The sequence below is a fragment of the Streptomyces sp. NPDC058157 genome, assembly GCF_042884105.1.
In the GTDB taxonomy this organism is placed as follows: Bacteria; Actinomycetota; Actinomycetes; order Streptomycetales; family Streptomycetaceae; genus Streptomyces.
Genome location: NZ_JBHVUQ010000099.1, coordinates 1 through 14,717, shown reverse-complemented (window position 1 = coordinate 14,717; position 14,717 = coordinate 1). Strand labels below are relative to the sequence as shown.

16 protein-coding genes are annotated in these 14,717 nt (G+C 74.6%); 9 read left to right on the top strand and 7 right to left on the bottom strand.

The genetic code is table 11. From position 1 onward, the window contains the following. Positions 1 to 18: 18 nt before the first annotated feature. Positions 19 to 681: a TetR/AcrR family transcriptional regulator gene (locus ACFVXK_RS23410; protein ID WP_389614632.1), complete on the bottom strand. Its 663-nt coding sequence runs from the start codon at positions 679 to 681 to the stop codon at positions 19 to 21. A 130-nt stretch (positions 682 to 811) separates the two neighbouring features. Between ACFVXK_RS23410 and ACFVXK_RS23405 the strand changes: the two genes are divergently transcribed. After that, positions 812 to 2,230 (top strand): amidase, encoded by a 1,419-nt coding sequence (locus ACFVXK_RS23405; protein ID WP_389614630.1) that lies wholly within the window; start codon positions 812 to 814, stop codon positions 2,228 to 2,230. On the opposite strand, the gene ACFVXK_RS23400 is transcribed toward ACFVXK_RS23405, so the two are convergent. Next, on the bottom strand, positions 2,202 to 3,491 hold the full coding sequence (locus ACFVXK_RS23400) for a cytochrome P450 (protein WP_389614628.1): 1,290 nt from the start codon (positions 3,489 to 3,491) through the stop codon (positions 2,202 to 2,204). The two genes, ACFVXK_RS23405 and ACFVXK_RS23400, sit on opposite strands and share 29 nt — an antisense overlap. 281 nt (positions 3,492 to 3,772) lie before the next feature. Here ACFVXK_RS23400 and ACFVXK_RS23395 point away from each other — a divergent pair, with 281 nt between their 5' ends. After that, complete coding sequence (locus ACFVXK_RS23395; RefSeq protein ID WP_389614655.1) at positions 3,773 to 4,153, top strand: DUF4440 domain-containing protein; 381 nt, start codon at positions 3,773 to 3,775, stop codon at positions 4,151 to 4,153. Positions 4,154 to 4,197: 44 nt separating this feature from the next. After that, a complete protein-coding gene (locus tag ACFVXK_RS23390) occupies positions 4,198 to 4,740 on the top strand; it encodes a GNAT family N-acetyltransferase (protein WP_389614626.1) in 543 nt (180 codons plus the stop codon). 19 nt (positions 4,741 to 4,759) lie between these two features. Here the strand turns inward: ACFVXK_RS23390 and ACFVXK_RS23385 are convergent, their stop codons facing one another. Next, positions 4,760 to 5,707 carry an SMP-30/gluconolactonase/LRE family protein gene (locus ACFVXK_RS23385; RefSeq protein WP_389614624.1) on the bottom strand — a complete coding sequence of 316 codons (948 nt, stop codon included), beginning with the start codon at positions 5,705 to 5,707 and terminating at the stop codon, positions 4,760 to 4,762. Positions 5,708 to 5,885: 178 nt separating this feature from the next. Between ACFVXK_RS23385 and ACFVXK_RS23380 the strand changes: the two genes are divergently transcribed. Next, entirely contained in the window at positions 5,886 to 6,593 is a 708-nt protein-coding gene (locus ACFVXK_RS23380) for a hypothetical protein (RefSeq protein ID WP_389614622.1), read from the top strand. 58 nt (positions 6,594 to 6,651) lie between these two features. On the opposite strand, the gene ACFVXK_RS23375 is transcribed toward ACFVXK_RS23380, so the two are convergent. Both ACFVXK_RS23375 and ACFVXK_RS23370 read right to left on the bottom strand, forming a co-directional pair. After that, entirely contained in the window at positions 6,652 to 7,407 is a 756-nt protein-coding gene (locus tag ACFVXK_RS23375) for a DUF4232 domain-containing protein (RefSeq protein ID WP_389614620.1), read from the bottom strand. A gap of 136 nt (positions 7,408 to 7,543) precedes the next feature. After that, a complete protein-coding gene (locus tag ACFVXK_RS23370; protein WP_389614618.1) occupies positions 7,544 to 8,269 on the bottom strand; it encodes a response regulator transcription factor in 726 nt (241 codons plus the stop codon). A 356-nt stretch (positions 8,270 to 8,625) separates the two neighbouring features. On the opposite strand from ACFVXK_RS23370, the gene ACFVXK_RS23365 reads away from it, so the two are divergent. Both ACFVXK_RS23365 and ACFVXK_RS23360 read left to right on the top strand, forming a co-directional pair. Further along, positions 8,626 to 9,336, top strand: a complete 711-nt coding sequence (locus ACFVXK_RS23365) for a tRNA-dependent cyclodipeptide synthase (protein ID WP_389614616.1) — start codon at positions 8,626 to 8,628, stop codon at positions 9,334 to 9,336. Next, positions 9,333 to 10,514, top strand: a complete 1,182-nt coding sequence (locus tag ACFVXK_RS23360) for a cytochrome P450 (RefSeq protein WP_389614614.1) — start codon at positions 9,333 to 9,335, stop codon at positions 10,512 to 10,514. Before ACFVXK_RS23365 ends, ACFVXK_RS23360 begins: the two co-directional genes overlap by 4 nt. Before the next feature lie 69 nt (positions 10,515 to 10,583). On the opposite strand, the gene ACFVXK_RS23355 is transcribed toward ACFVXK_RS23360, so the two are convergent. Further along, positions 10,584 to 10,997: a rodlin gene (locus ACFVXK_RS23355; protein ID WP_389614612.1), complete on the bottom strand. Its 414-nt coding sequence runs from the start codon at positions 10,995 to 10,997 to the stop codon at positions 10,584 to 10,586. A gap of 209 nt (positions 10,998 to 11,206) precedes the next feature. On the opposite strand from ACFVXK_RS23355, the gene ACFVXK_RS23350 reads away from it, so the two are divergent. From ACFVXK_RS23350 to ACFVXK_RS23340, 3 genes are all read left to right on the top strand, one after another. Further along, a complete protein-coding gene (locus ACFVXK_RS23350; RefSeq protein ID WP_389614610.1) occupies positions 11,207 to 12,199 on the top strand; it encodes a GlxA family transcriptional regulator in 993 nt (330 codons plus the stop codon). A gap of 171 nt (positions 12,200 to 12,370) precedes the next feature. Next, entirely contained in the window at positions 12,371 to 13,015 is a 645-nt protein-coding gene (locus tag ACFVXK_RS23345) for a cysteine hydrolase family protein (protein ID WP_389614608.1), read from the top strand. Between the two features lie 45 nt (positions 13,016 to 13,060). Further along, positions 13,061 to 14,029, top strand: a complete 969-nt coding sequence (locus ACFVXK_RS23340) for a TAXI family TRAP transporter solute-binding subunit (RefSeq protein ID WP_389614606.1) — start codon at positions 13,061 to 13,063, stop codon at positions 14,027 to 14,029. Here ACFVXK_RS23340 and ACFVXK_RS23335 read toward each other — a convergent pair. Continuing rightward, positions 14,008 to 14,717: sensor histidine kinase (locus ACFVXK_RS23335; protein WP_389614604.1), on the bottom strand; the 710-nt coding region annotated here is incomplete at its 5' end. The two genes, ACFVXK_RS23340 and ACFVXK_RS23335, sit on opposite strands and share 22 nt — an antisense overlap.

The following is a 14,717-nucleotide window of genomic DNA, read 5'->3' as shown; positions in this document are numbered from 1 at the left end:
GATGCCCCAGGCACTCTTTCACAGCCCGGCCGGTGCCCCTCCACCGGCTCCGCCGTCGCGACCCCGGCCCCAGAGCCGGGCCAGGTGCCCGTGCAGCACCTCCTGGGCCTGGTCCGCGGTGAGGTGGCCGACGAGGACGTGCGTGGTGAGGCCGTCCGCGAGGGCGAGCAGGGTGCGGGCCTCCTGGCGGGCCTCCCGGCCGGGGTCCTGGCGGGGGTCCAGGGGGACGGGCGCCGGCTCCTCCCCGGCGGCTTCCGCGAGGAGGCGGGTGAACATCGCCTCCAGGCCCGCGTAGTCCTTCCTCAGGGTTTCGGCCAGCGGCGCGCTGACCGCCGCCTGCGCGACGAACGCGAGCCAGACCCTGGCCTCCGCGCGGTGCTCCTCGCGCAGCAGCGCGACCTCCGTGGCCGCGTGGCCCAGCGCGGAGGCGGCCGACTGGGCCGGGCTCCGCACGAGGCGGGCCCGTACCCGTTCGCCGATCCGCTCGCCGATGTGCCCGAGGGTGAACAGGAGCATCTCGTCCCGGGTGCGGAAGCACCGCTGCACGGCCCCCATCGACACCCCGGCCCGCCCCGCGACGTCGCGCAGGGTCACGCCCTCCAGCCCGCGCTCGTCCGCCAGCCCGCACACCGCCCCGGCGATCAGCCGGCGCCGCTCCTCGTGGTCCACCTGCCTGGGCACGTGCCCTCGCCTCCCTCGCCGCCTCCGGTACCCCGCAGCTTATTCGATGCGGCTGCATCGGTTCCCGTATTAGAGTTCGGGTGATCCGATGCAAGCGCATCGGAAAACGACGAAGGAAGAGGGACGAGCCATGCCGGAAGCCCTGTGGCGCAGGACGGCCGCCGCACAGGCGCGAGCCGTGCGCGACGGCGAGGTGTCCGCCGCCGAACTGGTCGAGAGCCACCTGGAACGCATCGCCGAGGTCAACCCGACGGTCAACGCCGTCACCCAGCTGATGGCGGAACGGGCCCGCGCGGCCGCGGCGCTGACCGACCGCCGGCGCGCCGCCGGCGAGCAACTCGGCCCCCTCGCGGGCGTCCCCTTCACGGTGAAGGAGACCACCCCCGTCGAAGGCGTGCCGACCACCTTCGGTGTACCCCGCTTCCGCGACCTGGTGGCCCGGGCCGACGCACCGCCCGTGGCCCGGCTGCGCGCCGCCGGGGCCATCCCCATCGGCCACGCCAACATACCCACCCTGGTCCTCGCCGGGATGCACACCCGCAGCGAGCTGTTCGGCGACACCGTCAACCCGTGGGACCCCTCCCGCACCCCCGGCGGTACCAGCGGCGGCGACGCCGTGGCCGTCGCCACCGGCATGGCCGCCCTGGGCCTCGGCAACGACTCCGGCGGCTCCATCCGCGTCCCCGCCCAGTTCTGCGGGGTCGCCGGGCTGAAGCCCACCCCCGGCCGCTTCCCCGCCGACCACCGCGTGCTCGGCCCCGAGGACCCCGGCCCGGCCTCGCAGGCCCTCGTCACCGACGGCCCGGTCGCCCGCAGCGTGGCCGACCTCCGCCTGGCCTACGAGGCACTGGCCGGCACCGATCCACGCGACCCGAGGGCCGTCCCCGTACCCGCCTACGGGCCCCCGCTCCCCGGCCCGCTGAAGGTCGCCGTGGTGGCGGACCCCGGCGGCCGCGGGGTCCACCCCTCGGTCCGCGCCGCCGTCGCCGACGCGGCCGCCGCGCTCGCCGACGCCGGGTACGAGCTGTGCGAAGTCCCCGACGTACCGCGGCTGGAGGAGACCCTCGACGCCTACGACCGCATCACCTGCACCGAGTTCGCCCCGGCCTGGCCGGCGGTCCGCACCCTGCTGGGGGAGGGCGGGGACCGCTACATCCAGCTGGCGATGGAACGCACCCCGCCCGCAACCGCCGCCGAACTGGTGGGGCTGACGGGTACCTGGCTGGGCATCCGGCGCACCTGGGCCGAGTTCCTCGACACGTACCCGCTGGTCCTCGGCCCCTCGTTCACCGAACCGCCGGTCGAGCCCGGGCTGGAGTCACGCGACCAGGCGGGCCGCGACCGGGTCGCCTCCGGCATGCGCCTGTGCACGGCGACCAGCTTCGCCGGCGTCCTGGCCGTGGCGGTCCCCACGGGCCTGCGCGACGGGCTCCCATCCGGGGTGCAGATCATCGGACGGGCCTTCCGCGAGGACCTCTGCCTGGCCGCCGCCCAGGCCGTCGAGGACCGCCTCGGGGTCCTCACACCGGTCGACCCCCGGCGGGGGTGAGCCTCGCCGGGGCCGGGCCGTCGGGGCGGACCGTGAGGCCGTACACGGCCCCGCCCGGGACCGAGGAGAAGACCGGGACGTGCAGCGGCAGCAGGTGCTCCAGCAGCACCGTCGACTCCCGCAGCGCGAACCGCGTGCCCAGGCAGGCCCGGGGCCCCAGCCCGAAGGGCAGGTAGGAGCCCGTCACGGACGGACGCGCGCCCCGGGCCGTGAAGCGCCGCGGGTCGAAGCGCTCGGGGTCCGGCCACAGCTCCGGGTCACGGTGCGTCAGGTACGGGCAGACCAGCACGTCGCTGTCCGCCTCCACCGCGTACCCGGCCACGGTGTCGTCCTCCGCCGTGTACCGGGGCAGGATCCAGGCCGACGGGTACAGCCGCAGCGTCTCCCCGACCAGCGCCTGCACCGCCTCGCCGCGCTCCGGTGAGCCCTGCGCCCCGGCGGCCAGCGCCTCCGCGCGGGCCTGCGGGAAACGGTCGAGCAGCAGGTACAGCCAGGTGAGGGTGGTGGCGGTGGTCTCGTGCCCGGCGACCAGCAGCGTCACCAACTCGTCGCGCACCAGCGCGTCGGAGTACCCGGGGCGCCCCTCGCCGGCCCCGACCAGCACCTGCAGCAGCCCCGGCCCGTCGGGCCCCGGCTCCCCGCGCCGGGCTGCGGCCACCGCTTCCCGGGCCACCGCGTCGATCCGGGCCAGGTCCCCGGCCACCGAGTCCCGCGCTTGCTCCGCATCGGCCGGCAGGGTCGGCAGCGCCGCCACCACGGCCGCGACGGAGGCCAGCTCGCGGGCGGTGTCCGGGTCCAGGGCATGGCCGGTGAGGGAGCGCCAGATGGTGTCCAGGGCGAAGCGGCGCATCTCCTCGCCGACGTCGAAGACCTCCCCGGTGCGCGCGTACCCGGCCCACCGGGCGGCCGCCGTCCGCGCCGCACCGGCGATCCGCTGCTCGTAGCGGCGCATCCCCGTCCCGGTGAACTGCGACTGGAGCAGCCGCCGCTGCCGCCTCCAGGCCTCGCCCGTCGCGGCGAGCAGCCCGTCCCCGACCAGCAGACGGGCCCGGTGGGAGCGCTTGACGTACCGGTCCGGGTGCAGCGCGAGCACGTGCCGCACCGCCTCCGGCGCGGTGACCAGCACGGTGGGCCGCGGCCCCAGCCGGACGCCGGCCACCCCACCGAGCCGCTCGCGCGCCCGCGCCAGCAGCTCGACCAGCTCCCCCTTCCCGGCCCGCCACGACGCGACGTCCGCCGCGTCCAGTTCGGGCACGGGCACCGGCCCGGATCCCCCACCCGGCCCGGACGGCTGCCGGGGGAGCGGCGTGGGAGCGGCGTCTGCGGTCACGGGGCTTCTCCTGTCCGGCCGTCGGCCCGGCCGTAGAGAGGTGCTGGACAACCCGGACTGTACGCGCACGGGCGAGCCCCCACCCGCCGTACGGATCTTCTGGAGCGGCCCGGGGAGGCATACGATCCTTCGGGTACACCGGCGTACGACCCAGGGGAGGGACCTCCGTGTCCGAGGCGGAATCCGATGTGAAGCGCGAACTCGACGGGCTGATGGCGGCCTTCCTCGGCGCGTTCACCAACACCGGTGGCGCCGCGCCGGACGTCGACGCCGTGCGGAGGGTGTTCATCCCCCAGGGGATGATCATCAAGAACCTCGGCGGCGAGCCCGTCGTCCACGACCTCGACTCCTTCATCGAACCCCGGCGCCGGATCCTCACCGACGGGACCCTGACGGAGTTCTCGGAATGGGAAGTGGCCGAACGCACCGAGATCTTCGGCTCGATCGCCCACCGCTTCAGCGAGTACCGCAAGTCCGGCCGCCTCGACGGCGAGTGGTTCGAGGGGGAGGGCCGCAAGACCACCCAGTTCGTCCGCACCCCGCAGGGCTGGCGGATGAGCTCGATGGCCTGGGACGACCTCCAGGACGGGTAGGGAAACAGCTGGCCACCGGCGGTGGGCCGTGCTTCCCTGCCCTGATGGACAGCGAAAGCGCGAGCGCACCCGAAGGAAGCCCGACGCATCTGGTCCGGCGCAGGACCGACCGAGACCTCGACGCGTGCGTCCGGGTACTCGCCCGGGTTCACGAGCGGGACGGCTATCCGGTCAACTGGCCCGAGCGGCCCGCCGACTGGCTGAGGCAGCCGACGCTCCTCGCCGCCTGGGTGGCCGAACGGGACGGCCGGGTCGCCGGCCATGTCGGCCTGGCCCGCAGCACCGCGGACGATGCCGCACCCGGGCTGTGGAGCAGGCGTGAGGGTGTCGGCAACCGGGCGACCGCGGTGGTCGGCCGGCTGTTCGTCGCTCCGGGGGCGCGCGGCCGCGGGATCGGCGCCCTGCTGCTGGCGCAGGCCGCCCGGGCGGCACGGGACCGGGGCCTGCATCCCGTGCTCGACGTCGTCGCGTCCGACACCGCCGCCGCGGCCCTCTACGAGCGGCTGGGCTGGGAACTGATCGGCACCGCCGAGCAAAGGTGGGGCCCGGAGCAGATCGTGACCGTCCGCTGCTACGCGGCACCCTGAGGGCGACGGCCCGGGCGGGTCAGCCTCCCGCCGGGTCCTCCGCGCCGGCGGGGAGTTCGTAGATGCGGCCGTCGACGCCCGCGCGGTACAGCCGGCCCGCCGCGAAGCCCTCGGTGCCTCGGCCGTACACGAGCTGCGTGGACAGCCGGAGTTCCGGGCCCGACGCCACCGCGCACAGCGCGCCGTCCTCGATCCGCCAGACCTCGCCCGCCGCGTGGGTGGCGATCAGCGGCCTGCCCCGGCCGTCGAGGGTGAGGCCGTCCGGCAGGCCCACCGCGTCCGTTCCCGTGGTCGAGACCCAGCGCCGCGGGTGCCCCGGGTCCGCGACGGGGATGCGGTACACCCCGGGTGCGAGGGTGGTCTGGACGACGTACACCTGCGTCCCGTCCGGGGACACCGCGATCCCGTTGGGCTGCGGCACCCGCGCCCACGCGGGGTCCACGCGCCCGTCCGGGGTGACCCGCCCGATGCCCGTACCGCCCAGGGTCGTCGTGTACACCGTTCCGTCGGGGGCCAGGGCCACCCCGTCGATCCCGCCGAGCCCCGAGGCGTACACGCCGACGGCCCCGGTCTCCGGGTCCACCTCCAGCAACTCGGAGACCGGCAGCAGGTCGCCGGTCAGCGAGTGCGCGAGGTCGTTGCCCGTGCCCACGAGCAGCTTGCCGTCCTCGCGCACGACGATCCCGCCGTTGGCGCCGACGTCCCCGGTGAGCGCGACGGGCGCGGCGCCCGGCGCGTCGATGCGGTAGACGCGGCCGCTGAAGTACGCGGTGGCGAACATCCGGCCCTGCCGGTCCACCGCGACGGACTCGGTCCAGTCCGGGACGTGCGCCACCTGCACCGGCCCGCCCGCCCCCGACGATCCGCAGCGCGGCGCCGCCAGCGCCGGTGCGGCGGGTACGAGGACCCCGGCCGCCAGCACCCCCAGCGCCGCCAGCACCGCGACCCCGCGTCCGTTCCACCCCATCGGTTCCCCTCCCGGCCGTGGGCCCTGCGCCCCGAGCAGTATCGGCCCGCGCGGCCTCCCCGACGACCGGTTCCCGGGCCAACTCCGCCCGCGGACAGGCCGGAACCCTCCCCCCGGGGCCGTCCACAGGGGCACATGTGACGATGACCCCGGCACATCCGCACCACATGGGGGGACCATGCGCACCCGAACCACCACCGCCGGCCTCGCCGCCACCCTGGCGGCGCTCCTCGCCCTGTCCGGGTGCAGCTCGTCGGACGGCGGCCCGCACACCACCGCGAGCACCCCGGCGGCCGCGCCCGCGCCCGTGCAGGGCGGCGGCGCCGGGTACGAGGGCCCCCGCCCCCAGGACCAGAACCTGCTGGCCTGGACCGGCGACCCGGGCGACGCGGGGCACGTCACCGCGCAGTCGGCGGCCGGGGTCGGCGGCCGGATCACCCTGGTGCGGGTCGGCCTGCGCGAGCAGATCACCTGGTCGAACATCTGGCTCGGCCTGGCCGGCATCGACGCGAACGCCCAGCTCTCCAACTGCTACCTCGGCGTGTACGACGCCACCGGCAAGCTCGTGGCGTCCACCGCCGACATCTCGCCCCAGCTCATGACCGACGCGGTGGCCAAGCCGCTGCCCCTGACCAAGCCGTTCACCGCGGGCACCGGGACCTACTTCATCGCCCTCCTGCTGAACGGGAACTGGGCCACCAACGCCCTCACCCTGAAGGCCACCGGCGCAGGCATCTCCGTGAACGCGGGCCTGGCGCCCCCCGCCCTGCGCTACAGCACGGTCCTGACCGGCCAGACCTCGCTGCCGCCCGCCCTCAACCTCGCCGAGCAGTCCACCGGCACGATCAACACCGGCTGGGGCAGCCAGTGGTACGGGATCTCCTGACCGACCCGTACCACGGGCCGTCCGGCCGGGCGGGGTGCGCTCGGTCAAGAGGGCTTGGTCAGGAGGGCTTGGTCAGCGAGAAGGCGGTGACGGTCACCTTGTTGTCGCACTCGGCGAACTGCCCGTCGTCCATGGCGATCTGGTGCGCGCCCGCGCCCGGGACGCGGATGACGAGCGTGGGGAAGACCACGGGCGTGGAGCCGGACACGCAGTAGCCGTCCGCCTCTCCCTGGACGTTGACGAAGGTCAGCTTGGTCCAGGCGCGGGCTCCCGGGGTGAGCGTCACGGGGGCGGCCGTACCGCTGTTGGTGGTGGCCAGCGGGAGGTTCTTGTCGGGAGCGCCGTTGCCGGCGCCCGCCACCTGCGGGAAGCCGCTGAGGGTGCAGGTCGTGTGGCTGCTCACCGAGACGACCACCGCCCCCGTCCCGGTACCGGGCGGGCGGACGTCGGCCAGGTGGGCGGGGGAGAGCAGGAGGTCCTCGCCCGTGCAGGCCTTCGCCTTGCCGCCCGAACCCGGCGCGGAGGCCGTCGGCTTCGCACCGCCGCCGCCGGTGGACGAGGAGCCGCCCGAACCGCCGGAGGCCGACGTGCCGCCGGACGCCGACGTGCCGCCGGACCCCGACGAGCCGCCGGTCCCGCCCGTGCCGCTGCCGACGGGCGTCGCCTGGGCCGGTCCCGAGGCCGCCGGCGGGGAGGAGGGCCCGCCGGCCGCGCCCGGGTCCCCGGCCGGGCCGCAGCCCGTCATCAGGGCGGTGGCCGCCGCGGCCGCCGCCAGTGCCGCCGCCGTGCGCCGAAGGCCTGCTGCGTACTGCATGGGGTGCTCCCGTTGTTCTCACGACCGGTCCCGCGCCGGCACTCGCGACCAGGGATACGCGCCGCACCCACGCCGGGGTTGCGCGAACGCGCCGCTGTGGCGGATCCGTGACATGACCTGGACATACGCGGCACCGTCAGCCACCCCTGCCCGGCCCGCCGTCCGTCCCGCCCCCGCCCGCGCCGCCGTCCCTCCCGTCCCCGGCCGAGCCGAGCCCCGCGTCCCGGGCCCGCGCCACGGCCTCCGCCCGGCTGGCGACGCCGAGCTTCTCGAAGACGCGGGTGACGTGGTTGCGCACGGTCTTCTCCGCCAGGAACAGCTCGCGCGAGATCCGCCGGTTGTCGTACCCCCGGGCGACCAGGTCCAGTACCTCCGCCTCACGTGCCGTCAGCGCGGGGAACGCCCGTTCCGCTTCGTGCCGGGGCCCGCCGGTGACCAGGGCCGTGAGCCGGGCGGCCACGCCGGGGCCGAAGACCGCGCCCCCGGCCGCCACCGTGCGCACCGCGTGGAGGACCTCCTCCCGGCCGGCGCCCTTGACCAGGTAGCCGCGCGCCCCCGCGTGCAGGGCGGCGAGGAGGGCGGTGTCGTCGTCCGCCATCGTCAGCACCAGCACCGCCAGTTCCGGATGCTCCTCGGCCAGCCGCCGGGTGGCGTCGACGCCCGAACCGTCCGGCAGGGACAGGTCCATCACCACCACCTGCGGCCCGCCGGCGGCCACCGCCCCGGGCAGCTCGGCCAGCGTCCGGGCCTCGCCGACGACCCGTATGCCGTCGGCGCTCTCCAGCGCGGACCTCAGCCCCTCCAGAAACAGCGGGTGGTCCTCGACGATCACCACACGTACCTGCGCCTCATCGGACTGCACGTACCCCACTATGGGGCGCTCCGCCCCCGATCTCCGTGAATGCCGCGTGAGAGGAACGGGGGTTCTTTTCGGCCCCCGGTTCCGGCCACTCGGAACATGTGTCCCATCCGGCGATCTTGTAGGGGAAAGGCGGCATTGAGCCAGTGAACCGTCTGATCGCCACCTTTGCAGGGCAGATCAACAACCTCGCAGGTCCCGCCTGTTGACTGGGGCAACATCTGAGTCCAGAAGCCGAGACGAACTGTGCGGTAATCCAACCGGAGCCGCGCTTTGCGGATAGGTTCTGAACGTCGCCGCCGCACCCGGGACACGGGGTCCGATCGGGGAATCGCGGCGACAGGGACGTGACCACTCCCATGACAACAGCAATCCGGACCAGCGCCTTCCGCGTTGACCCCTACACCCCGCACTGCCAGGTCATCGCAGGCGAGGGTGACCACGCCGTCATCGGAATCTCACCCGGCAACTCCTATTTCTCCGCCCAGCGCGTGCACGCGCTCGCCGAATGGGCCCTCGACAACTTCCGGCAGGCCGACCTCATCTACACGGATCTTCACGTGGCCGAAATGTATGTGGCCATGGGCTATCCGGAGGACGAGGCCCGTCGTAAAACGGTCAAGAACCTCCGCGGTGTTCGCGCCAAGGTCACCAACGCGGTGGCCGACATCGACCCGTCGGGGACCCGGCTGCGCGGGAGGCCCATGTCCTCGCTCCAGGGCATCGCCGCCTACGACCGCATGCACGCGGACCTGCTGGAACGGCTCGGCACCGATCCGGCGTTCGCCCAGACCGCGAACGAACTCGTCGACATCTTCCTCTCCTCCAAGGTGCTCGGCGGCCAGCAGGCCACCGAACACCAGCGGAAGGTGTGCCTGGACTACGTGTGCGCCGAGGCGCCCCTGTTCCTCGACACCCCCGCGATCCTCGGCGTCCCCTCGTCGCTGAACTGCTACCACCAGGCGCTGCCCATGGCGGACCTGCTCTACTCGCGCGGCGCCGGACTGCGGGCCTCCCGCAACCAGGGCCACGCCGTCGTCACCCCCGCCACCGAAGGAGACCAGCTGTGACCACCCACGCGGAGCCGATCCTCGACTTCCCGTTCACGTGGGACGGCACCCACCTGCCCGCCCAGATCGGCGAACTCGCCCCGGTGGTGAAGGTGCGCACCATCGCCGGCGCCGAGGCCTGGCTGGTCTCCTCGTACGAGCTCGTCAAGCAGGTCCTCGAGGACGACCGGTTCAGCCTCAAGAACACCTCCGACCCGGGGGTGCCCCGCCAGTACGCGCTGACGATCCCGCCCGAGGTCGTCAACAACATGGGCAACATCACCGGAGCCGGTCTGCGCAAGGCCGTGATGAAGGCGATCAACCCCAAGGCGCCCGGCCTCCAGGAGTGGATGGAGGGACACGCCGCCGAGCTGGTCGAGCGGATGCTCAAGCACGGAGCCCCCGTCGACATCCGGTCCATGTTCACCGACCCCTTCTCGGAGGCGATGCACTGCCAGATCCTCGGCGTACCGCAGGAGGCGGCCCCGCTGCTCTCCGAGTCGCTGCCGATCGCGTTCATGAACAGCGCGAGCGAGATCCCCGCGGCCCGGCTGAACTGGGACCGCGACATCGCGTACATGACGGCCCGCCTCGACGACACCGGTCAGGGCCTGATCGGCGACCTCGCCAAGCTGCGCGGCACCGAGGGCTACGAGCACGTCAGCGACGAGATGTTCGCGACCGTCGGCGTCACGCTGTTCGGCGCGGGCGTCATCTCCACCGCCGGCTTCCTCGCCATGGCGCTGGTCACCCTGCTCACCCACCCGGAGGAGGCCGACCACCTGGCCGACCACCCGGAGCTGATGCCGCAGGCCGTGGACGAGCTGCTGCGCATCAACCTGTCCATCGGGGACGGCCTGCCCCGCCTCGCCATGGAGGACATGACCCTCGGCGACGTCGAGGTGAAGAAGGGCGAGCTGGTCCTCGTGCTGCCCGAGGGCGCCAACTTCGACCCCTCCGTCTTCCCGGAGCCGCACCGCCTCGACTTCACGCGGGCCAACTCCTCCGCCCACTTCTCCTTCGGCGGCGGCTCCCACTACTGCCCGGCCACGGCCCTGGGCAAGAAGCACGCCGAGATCGGCCTGCGCGCCGTGCTCGCGGCGATGCCCCGGCTGCGGCTGGCGGTTCCCGTCGAACAGCTGGTGTGGCGCACCGGCTTCATGAAGCGCCTCCCCGAGCGCCTGCCGGTGATGTGGTAGTCACCGGCCGGTCCCGCTGACGGCACGACGAGGCCCCCACCCCGGACGCGGGGCGGGGGCCTCGGCCGTTCAGCTGCCGGCGGAGGCGTTGCCGGAGAGGACCGGGATGTTGTCCAGGATGTGCGACAGGGACTCGTCGCCCTTGGCCTGGGTGGAGTTCTCGGTGCACTGCTGGTTCTGCGGGTTGGACAGGACGTTGACGTCCTGGACGCCGACGTTGGCCAGGATGGCCACCAGCGACTGGGCGTTCACCTTGACGGGCAGGCCGATGCAGGGCTTGTTCGCGGAGCCCTGGATCAGAGCGGCCTGCGGGCTCATGTCACCCGCGGTCTTCTGGTTGCCGTAGATCTGCTGGGCACCGTTGCCGTTGACGGTGTTGATCCCGTTGTCGTTGCCGATGGCCATGGCCGGGGCGGCAGCGGCAGCGCCCGCGCCGATCGCGGCGGCGGTGGCTACGGCGGTGACCATCATCTTCTTCAGCATGCTCGAAAGGTTCCTTGTCTGGCGGAGGACCCGGCCCGGACGGGGAGGTCGCCCTGGATAACGGGGGTACGCCCGAGAGGGTGGCGCAACGTCACCCGATCGCCGGTCGGGGCCCGCGCCGGGTGCCGGAACCCCCCTTCGGATCTGTGTCCGAATGTGACGGGGAAGCGTCATTGCGGCCATGCGGCGGCCGCGGGGAGGATGGACGCATGCCCACCGCACACCGTGTCGTCATCGCGGTCTTCCCCGATGTCGACCTCCTCGACGTCACCGGCCCCGCAGAGGTCTTCGCGCTCGCCAACCGCGAGACCGGGGGCCGGGCCGGGTACGAGGTCCGCCTCGCCGGGGCCGCCGCCGGTGCGGTGCGCACGTCGGCGGGCGTACGGCTGCTGACCGACGTGGCGTTCGCCGACGTCGGCGCCGAGGTGGACACCCTCCTCGTGCCGGGCGCCGTCGACATGGCCGAGGGCGGGCCGGTCGCCCGGATCGACGGGGAGGTCGTCGCCTGGGTGCGGGAGACCGCCCCGCACGCCCGGCGCGTCGCCTCGGTGTGCGTGGGCGCCCATCTGCTGGCCGCGGCCGGCCTGCTCGACGGACACACGGCCACCACCCACTGGTCGACGGCCGCCCAGCTCGCCGCCGAGCACCCCGGCGTCACGGTCGATCCGGACCCCATCTTCGTGCGGACCGACCGCGGCCGGCTGTGGACCGGGGCCGGCATCAGCGCCTGCCTGGACCTCGCGCTGGCCCTGGTCGCCGAGGACCTGGGCGAGCAGACGGCGCTCGCCGTGGCCCGGCAGCTGGTGATGTACCTCAAGCGGCAGGGCGGCCAGAGCCAGTTCTCGGTTCCGCTCAGCCGCCCGGCCGCCGGGCGCCGCGAGATCGACGAGCTGCGGCTGTGGATCGCCGACCACCCCGACGCGGACCTGTCCGCGCCGGCCCTGGCCGCCCGGATGTGCCTGAGCGAACGGCACTTCGCGCGCGTCTTCAAACAGGAGACGGGCACCAGCCCCGCCGCGTACGTCGAGGCGGTCCGGGTCGAACTGGCGCGGCGCCTGCTGGAGACCACCGACTGCCCCCTCGACCAGGTGGCGGCCGGGTCCGGACTCGGCTCTGCGGAGACCTTGCACCGGGCCTTCCGGCGCCAGCTCGCCACCACCCCGGCGGCCTACCGGCGCCGCTTCCGCACCCAGCCGGCCTGACGACCTGACGGTCTGACGACGTGACGGTCTGACGGCCGGCGACACCACCACACCCGAACACCCCTGATTCCCCCGGCGGACGCACGGCCGGGCGGAGCGCTGTGCCCTGCCCGCTTCCCGCCCGCATCCGCCGGGCCGCATCCCGATGAACACCGATGGAAGGCAGTCCAAGTGAGCACCACGACCACCACCACCCACGGCACCACCGCGTCCACGACCCTGCGCGACCTGAGCGGGCTGGAGAACCGGCCGGCCCGGCTGGCCGAGTCCGTCCTGATCCTGATCGACTTCCAGAACACCTACCGCACCGGCGTGATGGCCCTGGAGGGCGCCGAGGAGGCCGTCGCGGCGGGCGCCCGCCTGCTGGAGCGGGCCCGCGCCGCCGGGACCCCCGTCGTGCACGTCGTCCACGACGGCGGCGAGGGCAGCCCGTACGACGTCCGCGAGCACATCGGCGCCCTCAGCGAGGAGGTCGCCCCGGCCGACGGCGAACCCGTCGTCGTGAAGAACTTCCCCAACGCCTTCCACGCCACCGAGCTGGAGAAGACCCTGGCCGGCCTCGGCTTCGCCGCGGGCAGCGGCAAGGACCTCGTCCTCGCCGGGTTCATGACGCACATGTGCGTCACCTTCACCGCCCAGCAGGCCTTCAACCTCGGCTACCGGCCCACCGTCGTCGCCGAGGCCACCGCCACCCGCGCCCTCGCCGCCCCCGACGGCACCGTCCTGCCCGCCGCGGCCCTCCAGCGCGCCGCCCTGACGACGATCACCGACATGTTCGGCGTCGTCGTCCCCACCGCGGACGACCTCCGCCCCTGACCGGGGCCCTGGCCCGCCCCCTGGGACACCCCCTAGGCTGCCGCCGTGAGCAGCGCGGAGACCGGGCGACGGCACCTGATCGGTGCCGGGCTCGGCGTGCTCGCGGCGGCCCTGGCCGGATGTGGCGGCGGCTCCGGGCCCGTGTTCCGGCTCCGGCTGGCGACCGGGCCCGCGGGCGGCCCGTACAACGCCTTCGGGCAGGCCCTCGCCCGGGCGCTCGCCGACAGCGGGAGCCCGCTGCGGATCGTGCCCGTCACCACCGCCGCCAGCGTGGACAACCTGCGCCGGCTGGACGAGGGCTCCGTCGACCTCGCCCTGTCCATGGCCGACGTGGCCGAGGACGCCGCCGCGGGGCGCGAGCCCTTCGCCCGCCCGGCGCCGGTGACGGCACTGGCCCGCGTCTACGTCAACTACACCCACCTCCTCGTCCCGGCCGCGGGCCCGGCCCGTTCCGTGACGGACCTCGCCGGACGCCCGCTCGCGGCCGGCGCCGCCGGATCGGGGGTCCAGGTCCTGGCCGGCCGCCTGCTGAGCACCGCCGGGCTCACCACGGGCCCGTCAGCCGCGGACGAACGGCAGCTGGGCCTCGCCGAATCGGCGGCGGCGCTGCGCGCGGGCACCGTCGACGCCGTGTTCTGGTCCGGCGGGGTCCCCACCCCGGCCCTGACCGGCCTGGCCCGCGAACTGCCCCTGCGCTTCCTCCCGCTGGACGGCTACGCGGGAGCCCTGCGCGACCGGTACGGGCCCGTCTACACGGCGGTCACCCTGCCCGCCGGGGCCTACGGACTCTCCGCGCCCGTGGGCACGGTCGGCGTCGCCAACTACCTGCTGGCCCGCGCGGACGTGCCCGCCGACGCCGCGGGCGACCTGCTCCGGGTGGTCTTCGACCGCCGCCACGACCTGCTGCGGGAGGTGACGGCGGGGGTACGGCTGGAGCCCCGCTTCGCCATCTCCACCGGCCGGGTCCCGCTCCACCCCGGCGCCGTCGCCCACTACCGCTCGGTGTACGGCTGACCCGGCGCGGGGCACGGCAGCCGGAACGCGAAGACGAGCCCGCGCGGATCGTTCCCGGCGACCTCCAGCCCGCCCCCGCTCAGCCGGGCGATCTCCTCGGCGATGGCCAGCCCCAGCCCGCTGCCGGGCAGGTTCTGGTGCTCGGGGGCGCGCGCGAACCGCCCCAGCAGCAGCTCCCGCCGCCCGGCCGGCACCCCCGGCCCGTCGTCGGCGACCCGTACGAGGGCCTCCCCGCCCGGCGAGCCCGAGACCGCCACCTCCACCCGGCCGCCGGAGGGGACGAACTTCACCGCGTTGTCCAGCAGCGCGTCCAGGATCCGCCCCGCCGCGTCCGGCAGGGCCCGTACGCGCAGCTCCCGCGGCAGACCATCGGCCGCCAGCTCCAGCTCCAGCTCCAGCCCCGCGGCCCGGAAGACCGGCTCCCAGGCCTCCACCCGCCCCCGCACCGCCCCCGCCAGGTCCTGGTCCACGGGCCGCGCCGTCCCGGACTCCAGCCGCGCCAGCGCCAGCAGCCCGTCCAGCAGCTCCTCCAGCCGCTCCGCCTCGTCCAGGGCCCGGGCGTGCTCGGCCAGACCCGGCCCCGGCGCGACGTGCGGTTCCACGTTCTCCAGCTGGAGCACCAGCGTGGCCAGCGGGTTGCGCAGCTGGTGGGAGGCGTCGGCGACGAACGCCCGCTGACGGCCCAGGG

Bases quoted from the DNA above. Each gene is read 5' to 3' on its own strand.
- ACFVXK_RS23385 (WP_389614624.1), bottom strand. From the start codon at position 5,707: ATGGGGTGGAACGGACGCGGGGTCGCGGTGCTGGCGGCGCTGGGGGTG.
- ACFVXK_RS23405 (WP_389614630.1), top strand. From the start codon at position 812: ATGCCGGAAGCCCTGTGGCGCAGGACGGCCGCCGCACAGGCGCGAGCC.
- ACFVXK_RS23380 (WP_389614622.1), top strand. From the start codon at position 5,886: ATGCGCACCCGAACCACCACCGCCGGCCTCGCCGCCACCCTGGCGGCG.
- ACFVXK_RS23390 (WP_389614626.1), top strand. From the start codon at position 4,198: ATGGACAGCGAAAGCGCGAGCGCACCCGAAGGAAGCCCGACGCATCTG.
- ACFVXK_RS23355 (WP_389614612.1), bottom strand. From the start codon at position 10,997: ATGCTGAAGAAGATGATGGTCACCGCCGTAGCCACCGCCGCCGCGATC.
- ACFVXK_RS23375 (WP_389614620.1), bottom strand. From the start codon at position 7,407: ATGCAGTACGCAGCAGGCCTTCGGCGCACGGCGGCGGCACTGGCGGCG.
- ACFVXK_RS23365 (WP_389614616.1), top strand. From the start codon at position 8,626: ATGACAACAGCAATCCGGACCAGCGCCTTCCGCGTTGACCCCTACACC.
- ACFVXK_RS23395 (WP_389614655.1), top strand. From the start codon at position 3,773: ATGGCGGCCTTCCTCGGCGCGTTCACCAACACCGGTGGCGCCGCGCCG.
- ACFVXK_RS23350 (WP_389614610.1), top strand. From the start codon at position 11,207: ATGCCCACCGCACACCGTGTCGTCATCGCGGTCTTCCCCGATGTCGAC.